The following is a 22455-nucleotide window of genomic DNA, read 5'->3' as shown; positions in this document are numbered from 1 at the left end:
GCCGAGGCGCGGAAGGTGCTCAACACCCTCACCGCCGCCGAGCAGGAGCAGATGCGCAAGGACGACCTCCGCGCCAGCCGCGACGCCGGTGACCGGGTCAAGCTCGGCGGGGACACCTCCGGCTCGGGCTCGGGCTCCGGCTCCACCTCCACCCCGGACCTCGGTAAAGAGGTCCCCGCCTCCAAGGTGGGCGCCACCGCCCTCCAGGCCGCGAGCACCCGGGTGGGCATGCCGTACTCCCCCGCCGCGACCGGCCCCAACTCCTTCGACTGCTCGGGCCTGACGCAGTGGGCCTATCGGCAGGCCGGTGTCGAGATCACCCGTGTTACGTACACTCAGATCAATCAGGGCACCCGGATCGCGCAGAGTCAGCTGAAGCCGGGCGACCTGGTCTTCTTCAACAACACGACGCACGTGGGTCTCTACGCGGGCAACAACACCGTGCTGCACGCCCCGTATCCGGGCGCCTACGTCCGCTACGAGTCGATGAACACCATCGGTGGCTTCCAGGCAGCCGTGCGCATCTGATCACGCCCGGACAGGCGAGCAGCCGCGTCCCGAAGCGACTCCCCGCCCCGCCGGAGGCCTCAGGCCACCCGCGGGGCGGCGGACCGTGTCCCTCCTACGCCATGCGGGTGTGAACCCACCTCACTGGACGCGGGATTTCGACGGAGCGCTCTCCGTGGCCTCGTCGTCATCGTCATCATCGTCGTCATCAACTCCCGGTACGTAGACGTCGATTACCTTGATGTTGATCTCGACGACTTCCAGCCCGGTCATGGTCTCGACCGCGTCGGTGACCTGGGCGCGGAGATTCCTCGAGGCCTGCACGATGGGGATGCCGTACTCCACCACGATGTCGACGTCGATGGCGGTCTGCTTCTCACCTACCTCCACCTTCACCCCGCGGCCCGGGTCGTTGGAGCGGGAGACCTTGTCCTTGACCGCGCCCAGAGCCCGCGACGCGCCGCCTCCGACCGAATGAATTCCCTCCGTCTCGCGCACGGCGATTCCGGCGATCGTCGAGACCACGGTGTCCGCAATGACCGTGGTACCCCGCGTTCCGCCGCCGGTCTCACTCGTTCCCAGCGCGGTTGTGCGCCTGCTGTCGTTCGTCGCCATGAGTTCCTCGCACAGGGTCGTTCTGCGAGGGGGCGGACCGGACCCGGCGGATTCCTTCCGCCGACCTGTGCCCCCGTTCCACCGTGCGCCGAAAGCCGGCCCTGCGCCATTCGGGTCGGCAGGAACGGACTCACACCGCGGAATTCCGGCAGCCCTCCCGTAGCGTCGACTGCCCGGCGCCCCACGCCTTCAGGAGGTGGGCGGACAGCTGGTCCTCCAAGTACACGGTCGCCTCCGCGCCGAACGCCACATCCGCCTCCAAGTGGGGTTCATCGGCGAGCAGGCCGGCGATCACCTCCCGGCGTACGACCTGTTCGTGCACGGCGTCCGCCTCCACGTGCTCCGTGTAGAAGCGTTCCGCGGCCGGGCCCGCCCCGGTGCGCCGCATCGCTTCGGCGAGTCGGCGCGAGCCGGGGGACGAGGTGACCTCTACGCAGGCGAAATGACCGACCAACGCGCCCCGCAGCGCCCGGTGCAGGCCGAACAGTGTCATGACGTTGACGACGGCGAGGGCGGGTGCCGGCGCCTCGTCGAGGTAGTGGCCGTAGCGGGTCTCCAGCCCCAGGTCCGCCATCAGGTCGGCAAAGAGCCTGGCGTGTACGTTCTCGGCCCGTCCCGCTCCGAACTCGTCGTATTCGATGGCGGCCATACCGGCCTTGGCCCGCCCGCTCAGCCGGGGTATCACCCAGACGTGGGGGTCGGCCTCCTTGAGGTGGTACAGGGAGCGCAGCGCCGCGTACTCCTTCAGCTGCCACAACTCACCCTCGTGCTCCAGATGGTGGGCGACGCTCCCCCGGTGGTCGGCCGGCTCCACGAGCAGTTCGTCGAACACCTCGCCCGCCCCCCTGCCCGAGGGCACATCGGTGCGCAGCGCGCCGAGGAAGCGCTGTTCGAGCGCGTGGCGCAGGGGCATCAGGGCGGGGTCCCACTCCCGGTCGTCGCTGACACCGGCGAATCCGCGGTAGTGCAGCTCGTAGAGCGTGTAGAGGGCCAGGTGCAGGTCCTCGCCGTACGGGTCCGCCGTCGCGGCTTCTCCCGCGTCCGGCAGAGCGGACTGTGCCATGCGCGGTGCGGCGAGTGCGGCCAGCAGACCGGCGGAGAGCGGCCCCCTGGGTGCGGGGAGAGCGGGGCCGGTGCTGTCGCCGGTGTGATCACGGTCAGTGGTGGTCGCCGTCATGGCTGCCCTTCGGGTCGCTGCCGGAACGCTGATCCTCGTGATCGCCGCGTCCGGCGTCCGGGGCCCGTCGGTGTGCGCGGTGGCTGGTGTCGCACCACGGGTAGGTTCTGCTGCGGCGGCAGGTGCAGACGGCGACGACGAACCGGTCCGACGTGCTGACCGTGCCGTCCTCCCCCACGACCTCCACCGGCCCTTCGATCAGCGTCGGACCGTCGCGCTGGACGGCGACCCGCCTCGGCCGGTCAGCTTCGTGCGGCACGGATGATCACCAGTTCCTCTTCGTTCTCGTCGGCACCGATCAGTCCCTGCCCCCGCAGCCACGGCAGCCGCTCGGTGACGACGGGCCCGAAGGGCACATAGGACCGGTCGGTGACCGCGCAGCGCAGCCCGGCGCCGGTCAGCTGTCGCAGCGTCTCCTCGACCCCGCAGAGGCCGGACTGCACCATGAGCAGCACGCCCTCCGGTCGCAGCACCTCACCGGCGTGGGAACAGATCCGGTCGAGGGCCTCCCGCCCGCCGCGCCCCGCGTTCCAGGCCACTGCGCTGCGGTGGCTCCCTGTCCGCCGCGTGTGCGGCGTGGGCACATACGGAGGGTTGCTCACGACCAGGTCGAAGCGTTGTCGGGCGACCGGCCCGGTGAGGTCGCCGCGCCGTACGCGCACGCGGTGCCCGGCCCGGACCGCGTTCATCCGGGCGGTCATCACCGCCCGCCAGGAGACATCGGTCGCCAATACCCTGGCTCCCCTGCGTGCGGCCAGCAGAGCCAGCGCCCCGCTCCCGGTGCAGATGTCGAGAACGTCCATGCCCTCCGTGATCTCCTCGGCCTGGAGCGCCCGCGCCAGGAGGTGTGTGTCGGCCTGGGGGGTGTAGACCCCGGGCGGTGCCCACAAGGCTTCGAAGCCGGCGGGTTGGACGGCAGCGGTCGTCATCGGGAACCTCCGTGCGGATGCGAACGAGCGTCCTTTTTCGTCTCGTCAGGCGCGGGTCCCACCTCATCCAGACTCTGCGCACCTGCTGCCTGCCGCCACTCGGCCAGGATCTCCGGTCTCATGCCCGCCGTCCGACGTCACATGCGTGGATCTACGTTCCGACGGGTTCGTGGCCGGACAGCATCAGCGGACAGCTGCTCTGCCAGGGCCTGCTCGCACCCTTCGCGCTGCAGGATCCGCCGGCGTCGGCCCGCAGCTGGATGGTCTCTTTTTGCGTGCCGCAGGCAGGGCGGATCAGCGGCGGACCGGCCCGCCGGAACGCGCGCCGGCAGGTCACGGCTTCTGCTCCAGGAGCCCGGATTCGCGGGCGGCCGCGCGCCGCTCCCGTTGCCGGGCCACGTTCGCCACCGGGGAGGCGAGCAGGAGCGTGCGGGTGTAGGCGTGGTGCGGCCGGGTGGTGACGGATTCCGCGTCTGCGGTCTCGACGATCTCTCCGTGGTGGATGACCGCGACCCGGTGGCTCATGAACCGGACCACGGACAGGTCGTGGGAGATGAACAGGTACGCGACACCGGTGGTCTCCTGGATCTCCAGAAGCAGGTCGAGGACGGTGCGCTGGGTGGTCAGGTCGAGCGCGGAGACCGGTTCGTCGCAGATGATCAGCCGGGGGCCGATGGCCAGTGCCCGGGCGATGGCGACGCGTTGGCGCTGGCCGCCGGAGAACTCGCGGGGCAGCCGGGCAGCGGCGTCAGCGGGCAGATGGACGCGTCGGAGGAGCTCGGCGATCCGCTCCCGGGAGGCGCGTACATCCGTTCCTTGCGCGATGAGTGGTTCGGCGAGGGCGTCACCGATGGTCCGCGAAGGGTTCAGGGATGTGTAGGGGTCCTGGAAGATGACCTGGAGGTCACGGCCCATGGCCCGCCGGCGGGCGCTGCCGAGGTGGTCGATGCGTTCGCCGCCGAACGCGATGGTGCCGGAGGCTACGGGGACGAGTCCGAGAACGGCTCGTCCGATCGTGGACTTCCCCGACCCGGACTCGCCGACCAGGCCGAGTGTCTCGCCCGGCCGGACCGCCAGGCTGACGCCCCCCAGGACTTCGGTGGCGGGGGTCCGCCAGCCTTTGCCCGGGAAGCTGACACGGAGTTCGTCGACTGCGAGGAGAGCGTCGTCGGCCGGCTCCTCGCTCCGGTTGGTCTGCTGGGCGCTCATGCAGTGGCCGTCCTTGCTGTGCTGGGCTGCGGCTGCCGGGCGGGGCGCGCGGGGGCGTCGTCGAGGACGGCTTCCAGCAGCGTGCGGGTGTAGGGGTCCTGCGGCGCTCCGAGGATCTGCTCGGTGGTGCCGCTCTCGACGATGCGGCCCGAGTTCATCACCGCGACGCGGTCGCACAGGTCGGCCACGACGCCGAGGTTGTGCGTGACCAGCAGGACGCCCAGACCGCGTTCGCTCTGGAGGCGGCGCAGCAGGTCCAGGACCTCGGCCTGGACACGGACGTCAAGGGCGGTGGTGGGCTCGTCGGCGATCAGGATCTTCGGATCGCAGGACATCGCGCCTGCGATGAGGACGCGCTGGGCCATGCCGCCGGAGATCTCGTGGGGGTAGCGGCGCAGCACCCGCTCCGGGTCCGGGATCTCGACCAGGCGCAGCAGTTCCACGGCCCGTTCGGCGGCCTGTCTGCGAGACAGCCCGAGGTGCCGGCGCAGGGGCTCGGCGAGCTGGCTGCCCACGGTGAAGGCCGGGTCGAGGTTGCTCATGGGTTCCTGCGGGATGTACGCGATCGTGGTGCCGCGCAGGGCTCGGCGCTCCCGCTCGGGCAGCCCGACGACTTCCCGGCCGTTGACGGTGATGCTGCCGTGGCTGACCCGGCCGCCCTCGGGCAGGGTGCCGAGCACGGCGAACGCGGTCTGGGACTTCCCGGATCCGGATTCACCGACGAGCCCGACGACCTCGCCTGCGTGGACATCGAGGCCGACGCTGTGCACGACGTGCTTGTCCGTGCCGTCGGAGCGCGTGTACGCGATGGCCACGTCGCGTACCGAGAGCAGCGGAGCGCGTTCAGGTGCGGTGGCAGGTGCCGCCTCGGGAGCCGGGACCGGTGCCGGGCGGCGGGAGCTGCGGCGGTTACGGGCCCGGGGGGCGCGGTCCTCCAGGGCGTCGCGGATGGCCCCGGCCAGCAGGACGAGCGCGGCGTTGGTCAGCCCCAGTGCGAGTCCGGGCCAGAGCATGAGCCGGGGCGCCCGCTGGATGTTCTGGAACGCCTCGTTGAGCATGGCGCCCCAGGTGGCGGTCGAGTTGCTGCCGACACCGAGGAATTCGAGTCCGGCCTGCAGGGCGATGGCGATGCCGGCGACCAGGGACACCTGGATGACGACAGGGCCGCGCACCACGATCAGAACGTGCCGGGCGACGATCCGCGCGTCGGACAGCCCCGAGACCTTGGCCGCGTCGACGTACAGCTCACCGCGGATGTTGGCCACGATGCCGCGCACCAGCCGGAAGAAGCTGGGCGCGACGAGGAATCCGAGCACCACCATCAGCACCCATACCTTGGGGCCGAGGATGGCCCGGGAGGCCAGCAGCACGACCATGGCCGGCAGCGCCATCACCAGGTTGACGATCCAGTTGGCGACGGCGTCGAACCTGCCGCCGTAGTAGCCGGCGAACAGCCCGCTGGGCACGCCGAGGGCGAGGGCTATCGCGAGGGCCAGCAGCGCACCGCCGAGTGTGTTGCGGCCGCCGTAGAGGATGCGCGAGAGAATGTCGCGGCCTGCGGAGTCCATACCCAGCGGATGCGCGCCGCTCGGGTGCGCGAACGCGTCGCTCAGTGACGAGGCGTCAGCGGCCTGCGGTGCGATCAGCGGTGCCAGGACGACCGCGACGGCCAGCAGCGCCAGCACCAGCGCGGCGAGTGCCCCGAGCGGGTTACGCAGCACACGGTGGACGGTGCCCCTGCGGGCCGGCGCTGTCGGCGGGACGGCGTCGGGTGCCGTGGTGCCCGGGAGGTTCTCGCTCATGCGACCCTCGCCTTCGGGTTGAGCCAGCCGATGAGAACGTCGACGGCGAGGTGGATCAGGACGACGCCGACGACCGTGAGCATGACCAGGGCCATGATCACGGGGATGTCGCCGCGCGTGGTGTAGGCGACGGTCATGCTGCCGATGCCGGGCAGTCCGAAGATCTGCTCGACGAGGACGGCGCCGCCGAGCAGGCCGACGAACTGCATCCCGAGGACGGAAAGGGCGGGCGCGGAGGCGTTGCGCAGGACGTGCTTGAACACGATCCGCCGGGTGGTCAGTCCGCGGGCGCGCAGCGTGCGGATGTAGTCCTGGCGCATGACGTCGATGACGGCTCCCCGCACCTGCTGCGAGACGCCGGCGACGGAGGCCACCGACAGGGACAGGATCGGCAGGGTCACGGTGGACAGCCAGCCGTGGGGGGAATCGGTGAACGGCGTGTAGCCGATGGCGGGGAACCAGCCCAGGTGCACGGCGAAGACCAGGACGAGGATCAAGGTGACCAGGAAGCCGGGCAGTGCGTAGCCCGCGACCCCGATGATCTGCACGATCCGGTCGACGGCGCCGCGCCGCACTCCGGCCCACACTCCGAGCAGGAACGAGACCGCCGTGGTCACGAGGGTGACACCGAGGACGAGGCTGAGAGTGACGGGCAGTCGGCCCGCGACCGCCGCCCCGACGTCCTCACTCGTGAACCAGGAGGTGCCGAGGTCGCCGCGCACGGCGTGTGACAGCCAGTCGCCGTACTGCTGGAGCATCGACCGGTCCAGCCCCAGGGCGGTGTTCTTGGCGTCGACCGCGTCCTGGGCGGCGCTCTCGCCGAGCAGTTGACGCCCCACATCGATGTGCGGGATGGAGAGAAGGAGATAGGTCAGGAAGGAGATGACGAGCAGGAGCACGGCTCCCGCCGCGATCCTGCGTGCGATGAAGTTCAGCATGAGACTGGATTTCCGTCCGGCTGTCCGCCCGACACGGCGGAGTTGAAAGGGGCGTGGCGGCGAGGGAGTCGCGGCTTCGCGTCCTCGGTTCTCAGCCCCACCACGACGACCGTTGCGGGGGCCGGCTCATGTCGATGCCTGCCCGACCGCGAAAAACATACGATGATCGGTTTCTGGCCGTCAATAGCCGAGCGCCGGACGAAACACGGCCTGCGGGCATGTCCGTACGGATCTTGACTTCAAAATCCGTACATTTTATGGTTTTTCCTGCGAGGTGCCTCTTACCACCGGGCTGTCGCCCTACGCAGATCACGCCGAGGATCTTCGGCGGCGCCCGGGCTGCACGACGGGATCCGCTGCCTCGGGGCCCGGCACGCGACCGCTCCGCGGGTCGTCACCGAGCACGCAGGACCCGGGCGTTCACGCGTCGTCAGGTGCGGTGCACGCCTGCCCGCACCTGCCGGGCGGCCCTCACAGTCGACGGGGATGACGGCCGCCCGCGACCGGGGCCCTTGCCTGCAAGCACAGCCGGGTACGGCGCGTCGGCACCGAACGGACCGACGTCAGCCCTCGGAGCCGTTCTCCAGCAGTCGCATCAGGTCGTTGAACGGCTGAGTCATGTCAATGGACCGGTCGGTGAGCCACTGGAGCTGAATACCGTCGGCCAACGCGATCAACAGCACGGCCAGACGTTCGGCCGGAATGCTGTCGCTGATCGCCCCGGCTTCCATACGATGCCGCAGGTACTCGCCAAGACGCTCGCGCATGACCGGGTAGCGCTCACTGAAGTGGGCGTGGGCCGGGTGCGAGGGGTCGCCGGCGGCTGCGGCCATGGACACGAACAACTCGACGAGGCCGGGCGTCCTGGTCCCGTCCCGCATGATCTCGCCTGCGTCGAAGGATCCACCGCGCTCGATCTGCTTGATGCGCGCCGCCTCGTCCCTCGCTTCGAGGACCCGGGTCAGCATGTCCTCTTTGGAGTCGAAGTAGTGCATGAGCCCCGGCAGGCTCAGATTGCACTTGGCCGCGACCTTGCGCAGAGAAGTGCCGCGATACCCCTCGGCCGCGAAGATCTCCAGCGCAGCCCGCAGAATCTCGGCCCGCTTCGCCTCGCCCTTCTCATAGGGGCCACGTTTCGCCATGTCCGCAACCCTAGCGCGTGGCATGGGCACTGGCCTCGGGCGGTGACCTGCCGTCCGGGATGTGCCCCGCCCGGGCCGGGCCGACGAGCCAGGAAGCCGGCTCCTCCGGGATGCGGGCGAATGTGTGGTCGACCGAGATCGGCCCGAAGGGGGGCCGGTACGTGCCCCGTTCGCAGGTGTCCAGGTCGTTCCCCGGCAGTTGCTGGACGAGCGCACCGGATGACTGGGCAAGGGCGACTGTGGCGGCGGTCGCCCGACGCTACTCGGCCGGAACGCGTACGGCTCAGAGCTTTTCCGTCAGCAGTTCGTGGACCGTCGCGATGAACGGGTCGGTCCGGTGCACCCGCCGGGTGCACATGGCCGCCAGGGCCGTACCGGTGTCCGGGCGGAAGCCGAGGAACATCTGCTGCCCGAGTGTGGCGCCTGCGTGGAAACAGACCGGCCCGCGCGGTGACGGATGGCGGAACCAGGTCAGCGTGTGCGTGTGTGCGTGCCGCAGGCCGCGCCTCAGCAGCGGTCGCCGCACGTCCGTGAACGCGGTGTCCAGCGGGTGCGTGGGCGCGGTGGCTGACGGGAGGTGCGCCTCCAGGAACGTGAGCAGGTCGGGCGGTGTCGACCGGACCGCTCCGGCGGCGGTGAAGCCGCCGGTGTCCAGTGCGGGCAGCGGCCTGCCATCGCGCCGGTGCCCCACGGCGTCGCCCGGCGGCGGCCCCGGGCGCAGCCGTGTGCCGTCCAGTCCGAGCGGGTCCAGTACCTCCTGCTGGAGCAGCACTTCCCAGGGCGTGCCGGTGGCGGCGGCCAGGGTGTGTCCGAGTACGGAGACCGCGAAGTTGGAGTAGTGCCAGCGGGTGCCCGGCCGGTGGCGCGGGCGGGCGCGCAGGAACGCCCGGACGACCCGGTCGGCCGGGTAGTGGCTGTAGGGCGCGGTGGACCACCGGGGCAGTGCCTGCGGGTAGAAGTCGGCGGGCAGCGAGGGGAGGCCGGATGTGTGGGTGATCAGATGGCGCAGCGTGATGGCGCGCACGGCGGGGTGCACCGGGTGGTCCGGGGCCAGCAGCGCGGCCGCCGAGTCCTCGTAGCGCAGTCGGCCGTCCGCGACGAGTGCGGCCAGCAGCAGCCCGGTGAACGGCTTGGACGCGGAACCGAGCTCGTAGCGGAGCCCGTCGCCGGACAGCGCGTCGCCGCCGGCCCGGAAAGTGCGCCGGCCCCGGTGGCTGAGTGCGATCACGAGGCCGGGTGCGTCGATGGTCCGGGCTGCCTCGGCCAGCAGCCGGGCCCTTTCGTCGTCGTCCGGGGCCGGAACGGCGACGGGGGCCCGGCGGAGCTCCTGCGGGGCCGTCACGCGGGGGCCGGGGCGGCGAGGTCGGACAGGGCGCGGGACAGGGCCAGCGCCGAGGCGAACGCGGCCACCAGCGTGGGGTGGTAGACGAGGTCGAAGACGGACTCCTCGTCGCCCTCGGGCATGGCACCCATCACCGGCATCGCCCCGTCCGGCTGCTGGGCACCGGCGAATCCCTCCCAGGCTGCCGGGTCCAGGGTCGGCTCCGGCAGGCAGGCGTCGACGACGAGCAGCTCGCCCAGCAGGTCCCAGCGGCCCAGGTCGAGCCAGTCGTCGAGCCACACCGGCAGCCACAGGGCGAGGTAGTCCGCCACGTCGTCGGGCAGCCCGGCCGGGTTCGCGCCCCAGTCGGTCAGATGGAAGACCGTGTGGGTGATGTCGTAGCCGATGTTGCCCTCGACGGTCCACGGTTCGGGCCCCCGGGACAGCCAGGTGCGCCGGTACGCCTCGTCGAGCGGCATGCTCGGCTCCACGCCGAAGCGGCGCTCCATGGCGCTGAGTCCGAGCCGGCGCACCGGGACGACCTCGAGCGCGCCCCAGCTGTTCAGCCGGTGGTTCAGCCGGACGGCGGCCTCCAGGGACGGCTCCCGGAACCCGAGCTCCCGGAACGGGACGTAGACCTCCATCGGGACGGGACAGAGCGGTTCGCGCCGCTGACCGTCGACCAGCCGGGCCCCCGAGCCGAGCAGTTCGTGCCAGGCGTGGTCGAGGAGCTTGCGCGCCAGTGCGGCCTGCCGGGATCCGGCAACCCCTTCGCGGAAGATGACCTTGCTGATGAGCGCCAGTTCGCCGAGCGGCTTGAACCGGTCCAGGACACCCACCTCGGGGGGCGGGTCGTCGTCCAGGCGGAAGCCTGCCCGGTGGTCGTACAGCCACCCCAGGGCCCGCGCGCCCACGTCATGGATCTGCTGGATGCCGCTCATGCGGCAGCTCCCTTCGTGCGGCTGGTGCGGCTCATACGGCGGCTCCGGTGTCCGCTGCCGTGGCATCCGTCCGGTGCGCGGTGAGCCGCTTGAGGGACAGCGCGGCCGCGAACGCGGTCACCAGGGTGGAGTGGTAGCAGGCGAGAAAGGGATACGGGTCCGGTTCCTGGCCCGCATCGCCCGGCGGAGCGGCGGCCTGCGACGTCACCGCCTCGGTGAGCGGATGCCCCGTCTCCGGTACCGCGCCGCTCGGGGCCTGCGCGGTGGCGAGCGCGGGCCAGGCCGCGTCCAGCAGGTCCGTGGGCGGCGGTCCCGGCAGGGCTGCGGCGACCGCGAGCAGTTCACCCGTCAGGTCCCACTGCCGGCTCTCCAGGCAGCCGTCGACCCAGGGCGGCAGCCAGGTCCGCAGGTAGGTGTCGATACCGGCGGGCATCCGCTCGGGGAAGCAGCACCAGTCCGTGATGTGGAAGACGGTGTGGGTGAGCGCGTAGCCCGAGGGCCCCTCGAACATCCACGGTTCGGACAAGCCGCCCAGCCAGGTGCGCGCGAGAACCGCATCGGGGTCGGTGTGCGGGGCGTTGCCGACCCGCAGCTCCGAGTTGACCAGTCCCAGCTCGCGGTTGGCGTGCTGCTCGGTGTGGGCCCAGCCCCTGGTGGTGGAGAGCGTTCCGGCCAGCCGCTCGAAGCCCTCGTTGCGCAGCCCGTATCCGGCGAAGGCGGCGTAGATCTCGTACGGGTACGCGGCGAAGGGTTCGCCGCGCAGCAGCTCCAGCAGCAGGTCGCCGGCGTGCACCTGTTCCCACGCGAACGTGATGAGGTCCCCGGCCACCCCGTGTTCCGGGGTGTCCGGGGCTGTGCTGCGGCGGATCGTGGTGCAGAGCTGGGCCAGCTCACCCAGGGGCTTGAGCGTGGCGTTCACCTGGGTGTGCGGCTCCAGTACATCCGGGGGCAGCACGAAGCCCGGGCGGTGGGCATCGGCCCAGCCGAGCGCCTGCCGCAGGACGCCGGGCAGGACGGACAGCGCCGCGCCCGCCGGACCCCCGGGGGCGGTGGCTGCGGATGCCGTCACCGCGCCCGCCCCTCGGCCATCAGCCTGGCCGCCCGGACGTGCAGTGCGACCCGGGGGTCCGGGCCGCCCATGAGCTCGACGAAGTCGAGACCTCGGTCAAGGCCCAGGCTGTCGGGCCGCCCGTCCAGCGCGGCCAGCCAGCGGCCGGCGCCCGCCGCCTGGAGCCAGTTGCGCCGCCGCACCGCGCGCACGAACCCCCGGGACAGGTCCACGACCCGGTGGGCGGCGGCCCGGTGCACGGCCGACGATGCGGCCGGGACGGCGAGCGGGGCCAGCACGGAGAGTTGATGGGTGAAGGCCTGCCACGGGGCCCCTTCGAGCCACGCCGCATCCGGTTCGCCGTTGGCTGCGACCGGGGGCTGCCCGGGGGTGGTGGCCGGTGCCGTCCGGCCCAGGGCGGACATCATGCCCCAGTGGCTCCAGGCCGTGGCGTCGGAGGCGTCGGGCCGGGGCGGGAACTCCCGCACGGCACGGTGGAGTACGGCGATGTCGCCGGGATGCGGATGGTGTCCGTGCAGAACGCTGGGCAGGAGCAGATCGGCTCCGATGACGCGTACCGCGGCAATTCCTGTCCGGTTTTCCTCGTCGATTCCGGCTGCGCCGCACACCGTGGCGAGGTGGTCCCCGCTCCGAAGAGCGAGGACCACCTCTGTTGCCAGGTCATGCACGGCACCCGCGAGGGGGGACGAGGCATGTGACTGGTCCATTTGCTACCGACTAGCCCTTCTTCGGGCGCGGGGTCGGCGGCGACAGCAGCAGTGCGGAGCCGCCTCCGAGGAGGGCGAGATACGCGCACTCGCGGGAGTCGCGGTAGAAGCCCTCGGCCTCGCCCGGGTTGAGAGCCGCGTCGAGGTCGAGCTCGATGTCAGTGGCAGTGGTTTCGGTCGTGTACATGGGTGTTGCCCCGTCCTGTGGGAAATGGGGGGTTGCCGTACGTTTCGAGTGAAATACATGAAATGTAAGGCCGCAAATCAGACAGGCCGACGGAGGAATTCCAGCATTCAATTGAATGGTGAATCCGACTGCGCCGAGCAGGGCGTTGACCTGGGGAGACGCACCTTGCGCTCACTCGAACGGTGCGTAGTGCGCGGGGCGCATTCAGCCCATTCGGGCGTGCACCCGGGCGTCGGTGCGGGGTGGCGAGCGGTGGGCCGGGAGGCCGTCACCGCCTCACTTCACGCTGCCTGCGGTGAGTCCCGAGCGCCAGTAACGCTGCAGCAGGAGGAACGCCACGACCAGCGGCAGCAGCGCCAGGAGCGAACCGATCACCATCAGCGGGTAGTAGTCCGGGTTGATCGGCGCGGAGGAGTTCCAGCTGTACAGACCCAGACTCAGGGGATAGAGCGACGAGTCGTTGAGCATCACCAGGGGCAGGAAGAAGTTGTTCCAGATCGCGGTCAGCTGGAACAGGAAGATGGTCACGTAGCCGGGGGCGAGCATCCGCAGTCCCACGAAGAAGAAGCTGCGCAGCTCGTTCGCGCCGTCGACCCGGGCGGCCTCCAGGACTTCGTCGGGCACGTAGGAGGCGGAGAACATTCGCGCCAGGTACACGCCGAAGGGGTTGAAGAGGACCGGGATCAGGACCGACCACACCGTGTTGGCGAGCCCCAGGTCGGAGGCGAGCAGATACAGCGGCAGGGCGAGCACCGTGGCCGGCACCATCACCGAGATCAGGATGAGGGCGAACAGGGCCCGTTTGCCGGTGAACTCGAACTTGTCGAAGACGTACCCGGCGGCGGTACTGACCAGGGCGCCGACCGCGGCGCCCCCCACCGCGTACAGCAGGCTGTTGCCGTACCAGGTCAGGTACGCGCCGTCGTCCTCGGCGAGAAGGGCACGGATGTTGTCCAGCAGCGCGAAGTGGTTCAGGTCGAAGAAGTCCGAGGCGAACAGGGACTGGGTGTCCGCCGTGGAGGCCAGCAGCAGCCACAGCAGGGGCAGCAGCGCATAGAGGACGCCCGCGCCGACCAGGACGTTCGCGACGATGCGGCCGTAGGGCCGGGTGGAGGCGGCGGCGGTACTCACGATCGGGCCTTCCTCGGGTCGGGGACACGCCGGGCCGACCGGGCCGAGCCGCGCGTGACCACGTAGGACAGGGCGCAGCACAGGACCAGCAGCAGGACCGAGGCGGCTGATGCCAGGCCGTAGTTGTTGCGGGTGAAGGCCGCGTCGAAGATGTACATGTTCGGCGTGTAGCGCGGGCCGACCAGCGGTGTGGCCCGGCTGAGCAGCATCGGCTCGGTGAACAGCTGGAGTGCCGCGATCGTGGTGAAGATGGCCACCGTGGACAGGGTGCCGCGGATCATCGGCACCTTGATCGTCAGCGCCGTGCGCACCGGTCCCGCGCCGTCGACCTGGGCGGCCTCGATGAGTTCACGGGGAATGGCGCGCAGCGCGGCGAAGAAGATGACGGCCGTGTAGCCGAGCCCGCTCCACAGCGCGATGTTCACCAGGGACGGGATGAGCATGCGCAGACCGAGGAAGTTCACGGTGAGGTCGGCGTTGCCCAGCAGGTCCAGAACGGGTGAGATACCGGGCGTGTAGAGGTAGAGCCAGATGACGGTGGCGATGATGCCGGGCACGGCGTGCGGCACGAACAACACGGTCTGGGCAAGCTGCCGGGCGCGCACCAGGCCCGAGTCGAACAACAGGGCCAGGGCGAGCGCCCCCGCCAGGACCAGCGGGATGAACACCAGCGCGTACAGGAGCGTGATCCCGACGCCGCTCACGAAGCTGGGGTCGGACAGCACGGCCGTGTAGTTGCGCAGCCCTGCGAACGTGGTGCGCGCGTTGCCGAACCCGAGGCCGGTGTGCGACTCGGAGAAGAAGCTCAGCTTGACCGCATACAGCACCGGGATCAGGAACACGGCGAACAGCAGCAGGGTGAAGGGCCCGAGGAGGACACCGACCGCCTGGCGCTGGGGACGGCGTGGGCGGGTCGCCGGGGCGCTCGGAGCACTCGGCGCGCGCGTGGTGCGGGGTTTTCCGGGGATGGTGGATGTGGTCATGCCTGCCTCACCTTCAGACCCAGGCTGCGCATGTCGGGCAGCGTCTCGGCCTGCGCGGTGCGCAGCGCCTCGGTGATCCGTGTTCCGTACGAGAGCCGGGCGAGGCCGTTGTGCAGGGATGTCGCGGTGGCCTGCATGCGTGGCCCCCACGTCCAGCCCGTGCGCAGCAGCCGGGCCTGGTCGGTGACCAGGCCGTACAGGTCCTGGCCGTCGTAGAAGTCGGTTTTGAACTGGCGTGAGGCGGCTTCGACCTGGTTCCTCGCGGCGGGGAAGAGGCTGGAACGGCCGCCGGAGAGCCGGGCGGTGATCGCCTCGGGTGTCGTCGACATCCATTCGAGGAACCGCATCGCGCGTTCCTTGCGGGGGCTGTCGGCGGTGATGGCGTGCAGGGAGACGCCGTCGGTTCCCAGGGCCGGCTTGCCCCTGTCCCACTGCGGCAGCGGGGCGACCCGCCACCGGCCCGCGGTGCCGGGGACCGAGTTGCTCAGCGCCGCGAGCCCCCACGGCCCCACTATGTGCGAGGCCACCTTGCCGTGGGCGAGTGCGGACATCCACTGCTGGCTGCTGCCCGGCGCGACCAGGAGCGTGTCCTCGTCGATCAGGTCCTGCCAGTAGTCCGCGACGCGGCGGGTCGGCCCGTCGAGGAAGTCCACCACCCAGCTGTCGCCCTCGATGGCGAACCACTGCCCGCCGCTCTGCATGGCGTGCCCGGCCAGCACGTTGTAGGCGTTGGGGTGGAAGGTCGTCAGCTGGATGCCGGACTGCCGCTTGAGCTTGCGCGCGGCCTCGCCGAACTCCTCCCAGCTGGTGGGCACGGCGATGCGGTGCGCGTCGAGGATGTCGGTGCGGTAGGCCAGCAGCATGGGGCCCAGGTCCAGCGGGACGCCGTACACCCGGCCGTCCAGCTTGCCGTTGGTCCACGCCTGCGGGCCGAGCTGTGTACGCAGCCGCGGGGTGACCAGGTCGGTGATGTCGGCGCACACGCCGTCGATGGTGAAGGACGGCAGGTCGGCGTCGACGATGGTGACGATGTCGGGGGCGTTCCCGGCGCGGGCGGCGTTCGAGATCTTGGCGTTGCCGCCCGCGAGGCCCGAGGTCATCGGTGAGTAGTCGACGGGGTCGTCGGGATGGATGACGTTCCACTTGGCGACCAGGGTGTCGGTGCCGCGCAGCGCGGACCAGAACGTCACGGGCCCGTCCGGGTCTCCCCGGCCGGCCGATGCTCCGGCGCAGGACGTGGCCCCGGCACCGGCCAGCGCGGTCCACAGCCCCGCGGCCAGGACGCCGCGCCTGCTGGGGTGGCGGCTAGTCATGACAGCCGCCTCGGAAAGGGGATGGGAGGGGTGAGGGCAGGGAAGGCATGGGCGCTCCTCTTCGGGGGCTTTCGAGGTCGGCGGGACGGCCGGGCGGGGTGGGGCCGGCGGGTGAGGACGAGGTGTCCGCGGGTGGCTCGAAGGTGTCGAGCACGTGGTGGAAGGCAGTCAGAGCCCGGTCGAGAGGGGCGGCCTCGGGATACCAGGCACGCTCCCACTCCAGGCTGATCCAGCCCCGGTAGCCGAGTTGGCGGAGCTGTTCGACGACGGTGGCCAGCGGGAGGACGCCGTGGCCGGGCAGGACCGGACGCAGGTCGGTGGGCGAGGCCACGTCCTTGAGCTGGACGTGCCGGATCCAGGGACCGAGCAGGGCGGCCGTGCGGTCCGGCGCCTCCCCGGCGCGCCAGGGGTTGACCGCGTCCCAGACGGAGCCCACCGCAGGCGAGCCGACGGCATCGAGGACATCGGCGACCTGCGCGCCGGTGAGGAATTCGTCGTGGGTTTCCAGGAGCACGTCCACGCCCAGCTGCGCGGCCAGCGGCGCGGCCCGGGAGAGGCAACGGACCGCCCGTTCCCGCCGCCCCTCCCGCCGGCCTGCGCCGCCGCCGAACACCCGCACATGAGGGGCGCCGAGCCTGGCGGCCAGGCGCAGGTGTCCGGCCAGGTCCTCCATTACGTCGGCGCTGTCGGCGGCGACCTGCACGTACGAGGCCAGGCAGACGATGTCCAGGCCCGCCGCTGCGAGGTGGGCGGCGACCTCGTCCGCTTCGGCGTCCGGCATGCCGGGGTGGACCGGCTGTCCGGCCGCGCAGCGCAGTTCCACACCGTCGCAGGGGCCGGTCCGGGCAAGGCGGATCACCTCGTCGAGGCCCACTCCGGGGCAGCCGAGGGTGCTGAAGGCGCGCCGGTTCATGCCGGTACTCCGTCGGCGAGCGGGAAGAACCGGCCGCCCTCCGCCGCCGAGCGGTACACGGCGAGTGCGGCGGCCACCACCGACCTGCCGTAGTCGGCGTCCACGTACCGCCCGCCGGGTTCGCCGCGAGCGGCGGCGACGAAGCCGTCCAGCTGGGCCCGCAGCGCGTGCTGCTGGCGGCCGGGGTCGGCGTCGAGCAGCTGGACGGACTCTCCGTCGCGCAGCAGGAACAGGCCCTCGGTGCCGGAGACTCGCAGCGTCGCCCGGTCCATGACCACCTCGGTCTCGTCGAAGTACGGGGCGCCGCGGCTGGTAAGGGCGAGACTTGCGCTGGTGCCGTCGGCCAGCTCCACCAGCACGAGGGCGTCGGTCTCCACCTCGACGTCGTCCCGGCCGCGGATCACACCGCTGACCCGCCGCACCGGGGCGCCGGTGAACCACTGGATACGGTCCAGGCCATGAGTGCCGACGTTGAGGACGATGCCGCCGCCGGCCAGCTCCCGGTCGAAGAACCAGGAAGGCCGTGAGCCGGGGTCGTAGTGCGCCGAGCGCCGGTGGGTGACCAGCACGGGCCGGCCGAACTCCTTGGAGGCGACGAGACGCCGCGCCTCCTCGGCCATGGGGTCGAAGTGGACGACATGGGCGACGGCGAGCAGGGTGCCTGCCCGGTCGCAGGCCTCGATCATGCGGGTGCAGTCCTCGACGGTCGTCGCCATCGGCTTCTCCACCAGCACGTGCAGCCCGGCCGCTGCGGCGTCGGTGACCATCGGGGTGTGCAGGGAGTGCGGTGCCGCGACGATGACCGCGTCGAGCTCGGTGGCCGCGAACATCTCGCGGTGGTCGGTGAAGACGGGCACACCGGGCGCCAGGTCGCGGGCGGCAGCGGGGTTCGTGTCGCAGATCGCGGCTATCCGGTAGGCCCGGGTGTCCGCGGCCGCCCGGACGTGGGCGGCGCCGACGCTCCCCGCGCCGATCACCCCTATGCGGAACGGAACGGTGACCGGGTCGCTGGTCATGCATGTCTCCTGTCGGAAAAGTGGGAAAGGAACGTTCGAAGCACGGCCCGGACGACGCACGGACCGCGGCTGATGTGAGAGGTCAGACCTGTGTCGCGGCGCGTGCGGCGCCGCAGGAGGCGCGGACCACCAGCCGGGGCTGGATCTCCACGCGGTGGCAGAGCGCTCCCTCGCCCGACTCCATGCGGCTCAGCAGGAGTTGTGCCGCGAGGGCACCCACCTCGGACTTCGGGGGCGAGACCGCGGTGAGCGGTACGTCGCCGACCTCCGCGACCTCGTCGTCGTAGGCGACGACCGCGAGGTCGTCCGGCACGGTGAGTCCCTGCCGCCGGGCTTCGACCACCAGGGCGGCGGCGTCCCGGTCGCCGTGGCAGAAGACGGCCGTGACGCCCGCGGCGGCGCAGGTGCGCATGTACGCGGCGATGTCCGCGGCCGCCCATACCCCGCGCCGTGACACCGCGCCGTCGACGATGTCCAGCCCGAGCAGCGTCGCGGCGTCGTCGAAGCCCCGGGCGACGAGCGCCGATGTGCCGGTGCGTGATCTGCCCAGGTGTCCCACCCGCCGGTGGCCGAGGCCGTGGAGGTGGCGCAGGGCGAGACAGACACCGCCGCTGTGGTCGGTGCCCACATACGGCGTGGGGTCGTCCGGCGCCGGCGCCGGGGGTCTGCGCTCCACCAGGACGTAGGGCAACGGGAGTTCCCGCAGACCGTCCACGTAGGCCTGTGGGTCGCCCACGATGTGCAGGTTCGGCACGAGCAGCAGACCTTGCACGCCGCTGTCCCGCATCGCCTGCAACTCGTCCCGCTCGACGTCGAGATCGTATTTGGAGGAGGCAAGGACGACACCGACGCCCGCTTCCCGCAGCACCCTCTGGATCCCGTCCACGACCCGCGGGTAGTAGTACGTCGTGGAGGGCACGAGCACGCCGACGAGCCGCCGCCCTCCCGGTGCCCCCGCCGGCTCTGCGGTCAGCTCCGCCAGGGGCGTGACGAACGTACCCGCGCCCTGACGGCGCTGGACGATCCCCTCGGTCACGAGTTCCCCGACGGCGCGGCGAACCGTATTGACGCTCACGGCGAGCGTGTCGGCCAGTTCCCGCTCGACGGGAAGCTGGGTACCGGGGGCCCACAGGCCGTTCTCGATGTTCACGCGCAGCCGCTTCGCCACGTGCAGGTATTTGGGGCCTCGAAGGAATGAATCCCTCTCCCCTGTCGACTTCATGCCCAAGAGATTGCGCCAAACATTCTCTTGCGTCAACAGGATCGCAATGCTTTTCTAGCCGAAGCAGCAATGAATCAGAGAATTCCTTCCTAAACAGGAATGAATTCAGGCGGGGAGAAGTGATGAGCGAATTGCCGACCGGGGTGCAGGAACTCCAGGAGGAAATCGGCCGTCCGGGACCCGATCTGGTGGCCGAGGCCGGCGCCTGGACCGGCGACGTGCTGGTCCTGGGCGCGGGAGGGAAGACCGGCTCCGGGATCGCGGCCATGGCCCGTCGCGCACTCGTCGCCGCGGGCCGCACGGACGCCCGGGTCGTCGCGGTGTCGCGCTGGACGGACGCGGCGGCACGCAGCCAACTCGCCGCGCACGGCGTCGAGACGGTCGCCGCCGACCTGTCCGACCCCGATGCCCTGGCCGCGCTGCCGGACGCGGGCGCGGTCATCCATCTGGTGGGCGCCAAATTCGGCACCGCCACCGCACCCGAACAGGCGTGGCTGACCAATACGGTGCTGCCCGACCACGTGGCCCGGCGCTGGCCGGGAGCCCGGATCGTCGCCCTGTCCACGGGCAACGTGTACGGGATGACCGCGCCCGTCTCCGGCGGCTCCGTCGAGAACGACACGCCCCGGCCGGAGGGCGACTACGCCATCACCTGCCTCGGCCGCGAACGGGTCTTCACCCACGCCGCCCGCACCCGGGGCACGCCCGTCGCCCTGATCCGCCTCAACTACGCGGTCGAGCCGCGCTACGGCGTGCTCGCCGACCTGGCCCGCACCCTGCTCGCCGGGCAGCCTGTCGCTGTGGACACCGGCGCCGTCAACGTCGTCTGGCAGCGCTACGCGAACGAAGTTGTCCTGCGCAGCATCGGACACGCCCGCGGTGGCGCGCCCTTCATCCTGAACCTCACCGGACCGGAGACGGCCGGTGTCCGTACGCTCGCCCTGCGGCTGGCCGAACGCCTCGGTGTGAAGGCCGAGTTCACCGGCGAGCCGCCCACCACCAGCCTGCTCAGCGACGCCGTCACGTGTCATGCCCTGTTCGGCTATCCGGAACGCACTCTGGGACAGCTCATCGACCTGCAGGCGGCCTGGCTGCGTGCGGGCAATGAACTGTGGGACAGACCGACCAAGTTCGAGCGCAGGGACGGTCGCTTCTGATGACGCCCGCTCTGCTCCCGGCCACCGCCGGACTCCTGCACCGGGGAACCGTCGTCCCGGCCCATCCCCTGGCCCTGGACGCCGGCCGCCGCCTGGACGAGCGCCGCCAGCGCGCCCTCACCCGCTACTACCTGGCGGCGGGCGCCGGAGGCGTCGCCGTCGGCGTCCACACCACCCAGTTCGCCGTCCGGGACCACGGACTGCTGCACGCCGTGCTCGAACTCGCGGCCGAGGAAGTGGGCCGCGGTGCCGGGGAGCGGCCCTTCCTGCGGATCGCCGGCGTCTGCGGGCCTGTGCGGCAGGCCGTTCAGGAGGCCGAAACTGCTCGCGAGCTGGGCTACGACGCCGTCCTCGTCTCACCCGCCGGGCTCCCCGAAGCGGATCTGGACGCGCTCCTGGACCGCAGTGCGGCCGTCGGTGAGATCCTGCCCGTGATCGGCTTCTACCTCCAGGAGGGCGTCGGAGGCCGCTACCTGCCCCGTGCGTACTGGCGGCGGCTGGCCGACCAGGAGTCGACAGTCGCGGTCAAGGCCGCCCCGTTCGACCGGTACCGCACCCTCGAACTCGTCCAGGGCGTCACCGAGTCCGACCGTGGCGCCGATGTCGCCCTGTACACCGGCAACGACGACTCCATCGTCGCCGACCTGCTCACTCCGTACCACGTGTCCGGTCCGACGGGCCCGGTCGTGCGCCACTTCGCCGGCGGTCTTCTCGGGCACTGGGCCGTGTGGACCCGCTCCGCGGTGCGGCTGCTCGACGACGTGCACGCCGCGCGGGCCGGCGACCAGGGCGCCCGGCGGCGCGCCCTGGCCAGGCTGGCCGGTGACACCGCAGCCAACGCCGCCGTCTACGACGTGCGCGGCGGCTTCGCCGGCTGCATCGCCGGAGTGCATGAAGTGCTGCGCCGCCAGGGGCTGTTCGACGGCACCTGGTGCCTGGACCCCGCGGAGGGTCTCTCGCCCGGCCAGGCCGAGGAGATCGCCCGCGTGCACACCGCATACCCCTGGCTCCGAGAGGAGGACACGTTCGTCACCGAGGGGCTGGCCCGCTGGCTGCCGTGATGCCCACCCCCTCGCGCCGTAACCCTCACCAACCCCCACAACGGAAAGAGGAACGATGAAGACGAAGACGAAAGCCGTCCTCCTGGCCGGCGCCGCGACCGGCCTGCTGGCCACCCTGACCCTGACCCCGCAGGCCATGGCCGAACGCCCCGACGCGGCACCCGCCGCCGCTCTCAAGCAGAACGACTTCGAGCGGCCGGCCGCCGGCAACCCCTACACGCTGTCCGAATGGGCGGCGGACGGATGGGACGTCGCCGACGGATTCTCGCCCCAGGGCTGGGACACCCGTACGCGTGTCGACAGCGACACCCCCGCCCACAGCGGCAGCAAGTCACTGCGTGTCTTCTACCCCGAGGGCCAGATAGACCCCCAGAACTCCGGGGCCCTCGCGCCGTTCAGCATTCCCGAGTCCCGCGAGTACTACCTGTCGTTCTGGGTGAAGTTCAGCAAGGACTTCAGCTGGGGCACCACCCAGTTCGCGGGCAAGGTCGGCATCGGCCTCGCGGGCGGCAAGGCCTGCTCCGGCGGTGAGCCGTGCACCGGCACCAACGGCTTCAGCTCCCGCCCGATCTGGAGCAAGGAGACCGGAAAGGCGGCCCTGTACTACTACAGCCTGGAGCACGAGGGCGAGTACGGGGACGACATCGTCCTCCAGAAGGACGGCGCCGACATCCAGTGGCCCAAGGACAAGTGGGTCAACGTCGTCCAGCGTCTGAAGGTCAACACCGTCACCGACGGGCAGGCCAACCCGGACGGCGAGATCGAGGTCTTCTACAACGGTGAGTCCGCCGCCAAGAAGACCGGACTCCGGTTCGTCACCAACGACGACCAGGTCGACAAGGCGTACTTCTCCAGCTTCGCCGGCGGCGGGACCCCGGAGTTCGCCCCGGCCAACGACGGCTACATCTGGTACGACGACATCAAGGTCTCCACCGACCGGGCGGACATCTGTGAGCTGAGCAGCTGTTCCTGACCTGTCCCACCGATGGTGCCGGGGGGCCCCCAGGGGGCTACCGGGCCCCCCGGAGCCCCGCCCCCACCGGAGTGCGTACGTGGCCAACCCCCCCTTTCCCGGCCCGCGCGACCGAGGGCCCGCCCCCGGGGGGGCCCCGGCC

Annotated in this window: 23 protein-coding genes; 4 read left to right on the top strand and 19 right to left on the bottom strand. The window is 71.1% G+C overall.

Features of this window, described 5'->3' with window-relative positions:
* On the top strand, window positions 1-528 hold a 528-nt coding region (locus ACFVW8_RS08635), incomplete at its 5' end, for a C40 family peptidase (protein WP_389687486.1).
* A gap of 120 nt (window positions 529-648) precedes the next feature.
* Here the strand turns inward: ACFVW8_RS08635 and ACFVW8_RS08630 are convergent.
* The 19 genes from ACFVW8_RS08630 to ACFVW8_RS08540 all read right to left on the bottom strand — a co-directional run bounded on the left by ACFVW8_RS08630 (window position 649) and on the right by ACFVW8_RS08540 (window position 19122).
* A complete protein-coding gene (locus ACFVW8_RS08630; protein ID WP_389687484.1) occupies window positions 649-1122 on the bottom strand; it encodes an Asp23/Gls24 family envelope stress response protein in 474 nt (157 codons plus the stop codon).
* A gap of 130 nt (window positions 1123-1252) precedes the next feature.
* A complete protein-coding gene (locus tag ACFVW8_RS08625; RefSeq protein WP_389687482.1) occupies window positions 1253-2299 on the bottom strand; it encodes an iron-containing redox enzyme family protein in 1047 nt (348 codons plus the stop codon).
* Window positions 2280-2558 carry a CDGSH iron-sulfur domain-containing protein gene (locus tag ACFVW8_RS08620; protein ID WP_389687480.1) on the bottom strand — a complete coding sequence of 93 codons (279 nt, stop codon included), beginning with the start codon at window positions 2556-2558 and terminating at the stop codon, window positions 2280-2282. Before ACFVW8_RS08620 ends, ACFVW8_RS08625 begins: the two co-directional genes overlap by 20 nt.
* Window positions 2542-3228: a HemK2/MTQ2 family protein methyltransferase gene (locus tag ACFVW8_RS08615; protein WP_389687478.1), complete on the bottom strand. Its 687-nt coding sequence runs from the start codon at window positions 3226-3228 to the stop codon at window positions 2542-2544. Before ACFVW8_RS08615 ends, ACFVW8_RS08620 begins: the two co-directional genes overlap by 17 nt.
* 333 nt (window positions 3229-3561) lie before the next feature.
* Window positions 3562-4437 carry an ABC transporter ATP-binding protein gene (locus ACFVW8_RS08610; RefSeq protein WP_389687476.1) on the bottom strand — a complete coding sequence of 292 codons (876 nt, stop codon included), beginning with the start codon at window positions 4435-4437 and terminating at the stop codon, window positions 3562-3564.
* Entirely contained in the window at window positions 4434-6239 is a 1806-nt protein-coding gene (locus ACFVW8_RS08605; RefSeq protein ID WP_389687473.1) for a dipeptide/oligopeptide/nickel ABC transporter permease/ATP-binding protein, read from the bottom strand. Before ACFVW8_RS08605 ends, ACFVW8_RS08610 begins: the two co-directional genes overlap by 4 nt.
* Window positions 6236-7177, bottom strand: a complete 942-nt coding sequence (locus ACFVW8_RS08600) for an ABC transporter permease (RefSeq protein WP_389687471.1) — start codon at window positions 7175-7177, stop codon at window positions 6236-6238. Before ACFVW8_RS08600 ends, ACFVW8_RS08605 begins: the two co-directional genes overlap by 4 nt.
* A 563-nt stretch (window positions 7178-7740) precedes the next feature.
* Window positions 7741-8319, bottom strand: coding sequence for a TetR/AcrR family transcriptional regulator (locus ACFVW8_RS08595; protein WP_389687469.1), 579 nt, complete (start codon window positions 8317-8319; stop codon window positions 7741-7743).
* Window positions 8320-8602: 283 nt separating this feature from the next.
* On the bottom strand, window positions 8603-9661 hold the full coding sequence (locus ACFVW8_RS08590) for a serine hydrolase domain-containing protein (RefSeq protein ID WP_389687467.1): 1059 nt from the start codon (window positions 9659-9661) through the stop codon (window positions 8603-8605).
* Window positions 9658-10581 carry a DUF6895 family protein gene (locus tag ACFVW8_RS08585; RefSeq protein ID WP_389687465.1) on the bottom strand — a complete coding sequence of 308 codons (924 nt, stop codon included), beginning with the start codon at window positions 10579-10581 and terminating at the stop codon, window positions 9658-9660. The genes ACFVW8_RS08590 and ACFVW8_RS08585 overlap by 4 nt, the downstream gene beginning before the upstream one ends.
* 31 nt (window positions 10582-10612) lie before the next feature.
* On the bottom strand, window positions 10613-11650 hold the full coding sequence (locus ACFVW8_RS08580) for a DUF6895 family protein (protein ID WP_389687463.1): 1038 nt from the start codon (window positions 11648-11650) through the stop codon (window positions 10613-10615).
* Window positions 11647-12357: a hypothetical protein gene (locus ACFVW8_RS08575; protein WP_389687461.1), complete on the bottom strand. Its 711-nt coding sequence runs from the start codon at window positions 12355-12357 to the stop codon at window positions 11647-11649. The genes ACFVW8_RS08580 and ACFVW8_RS08575 overlap by 4 nt, the downstream gene beginning before the upstream one ends.
* A 10-nt stretch (window positions 12358-12367) precedes the next feature.
* Entirely contained in the window at window positions 12368-12544 is a 177-nt protein-coding gene (locus ACFVW8_RS08570) for a hypothetical protein (RefSeq protein ID WP_185092565.1), read from the bottom strand.
* Between the two features lie 276 nt (window positions 12545-12820).
* Window positions 12821-13678: a carbohydrate ABC transporter permease gene (locus ACFVW8_RS08565; RefSeq protein WP_389687493.1), complete on the bottom strand. Its 858-nt coding sequence runs from the start codon at window positions 13676-13678 to the stop codon at window positions 12821-12823.
* On the bottom strand, window positions 13672-14658 hold the full coding sequence (locus ACFVW8_RS08560) for a carbohydrate ABC transporter permease (RefSeq protein ID WP_389687459.1): 987 nt from the start codon (window positions 14656-14658) through the stop codon (window positions 13672-13674). Before ACFVW8_RS08560 ends, ACFVW8_RS08565 begins: the two co-directional genes overlap by 7 nt.
* Entirely contained in the window at window positions 14655-15971 is a 1317-nt protein-coding gene (locus ACFVW8_RS08555) for an ABC transporter substrate-binding protein (RefSeq protein WP_389687457.1), read from the bottom strand. The genes ACFVW8_RS08560 and ACFVW8_RS08555 overlap by 4 nt, the downstream gene beginning before the upstream one ends.
* Window positions 15964-16884 (bottom strand): sugar phosphate isomerase/epimerase family protein, encoded by a 921-nt coding sequence (locus ACFVW8_RS08550; protein ID WP_389687455.1) that lies wholly within the window; start codon window positions 16882-16884, stop codon window positions 15964-15966. The genes ACFVW8_RS08555 and ACFVW8_RS08550 overlap by 8 nt, the downstream gene beginning before the upstream one ends.
* Entirely contained in the window at window positions 16881-17900 is a 1020-nt protein-coding gene (locus ACFVW8_RS08545; protein WP_389687453.1) for a Gfo/Idh/MocA family protein, read from the bottom strand. The genes ACFVW8_RS08550 and ACFVW8_RS08545 overlap by 4 nt, the downstream gene beginning before the upstream one ends.
* An 82-nt stretch (window positions 17901-17982) precedes the next feature.
* Complete coding sequence (locus ACFVW8_RS08540; protein WP_389687452.1) at window positions 17983-19122, bottom strand: GntR family transcriptional regulator; 1140 nt, start codon at window positions 19120-19122, stop codon at window positions 17983-17985.
* 122 nt (window positions 19123-19244) lie between these two features.
* On the opposite strand from ACFVW8_RS08540, the gene ACFVW8_RS08535 reads away from it, so the two are divergent.
* From ACFVW8_RS08535 to ACFVW8_RS08525, 3 genes are read left to right on the top strand one after another with little or no spacing between them, the layout of a single operon-like run.
* Window positions 19245-20279 carry an NAD-dependent epimerase/dehydratase family protein gene (locus ACFVW8_RS08535; RefSeq protein WP_389687451.1) on the top strand — a complete coding sequence of 345 codons (1035 nt, stop codon included), beginning with the start codon at window positions 19245-19247 and terminating at the stop codon, window positions 20277-20279.
* Entirely contained in the window at window positions 20279-21340 is a 1062-nt protein-coding gene (locus ACFVW8_RS08530; RefSeq protein ID WP_389687450.1) for a dihydrodipicolinate synthase family protein, read from the top strand. Before ACFVW8_RS08535 ends, ACFVW8_RS08530 begins: the two co-directional genes overlap by 1 nt.
* Window positions 21341-21395: 55 nt before the next feature.
* A complete protein-coding gene (locus tag ACFVW8_RS08525) occupies window positions 21396-22313 on the top strand; it encodes a polysaccharide lyase (protein WP_389687449.1) in 918 nt (305 codons plus the stop codon).
* The last annotated feature ends 142 nt before the right edge of the window (window positions 22314-22455 follow it).

This window comes from Streptomyces sp. NPDC058221, assembly GCF_042882365.1.
Taxonomy (GTDB): domain Bacteria; phylum Actinomycetota; class Actinomycetes; order Streptomycetales; family Streptomycetaceae; genus Streptomyces.
Note: the sequence above shows the minus strand (reverse complement) of the source record. Positions and strands in the feature narration are given on the sequence as shown.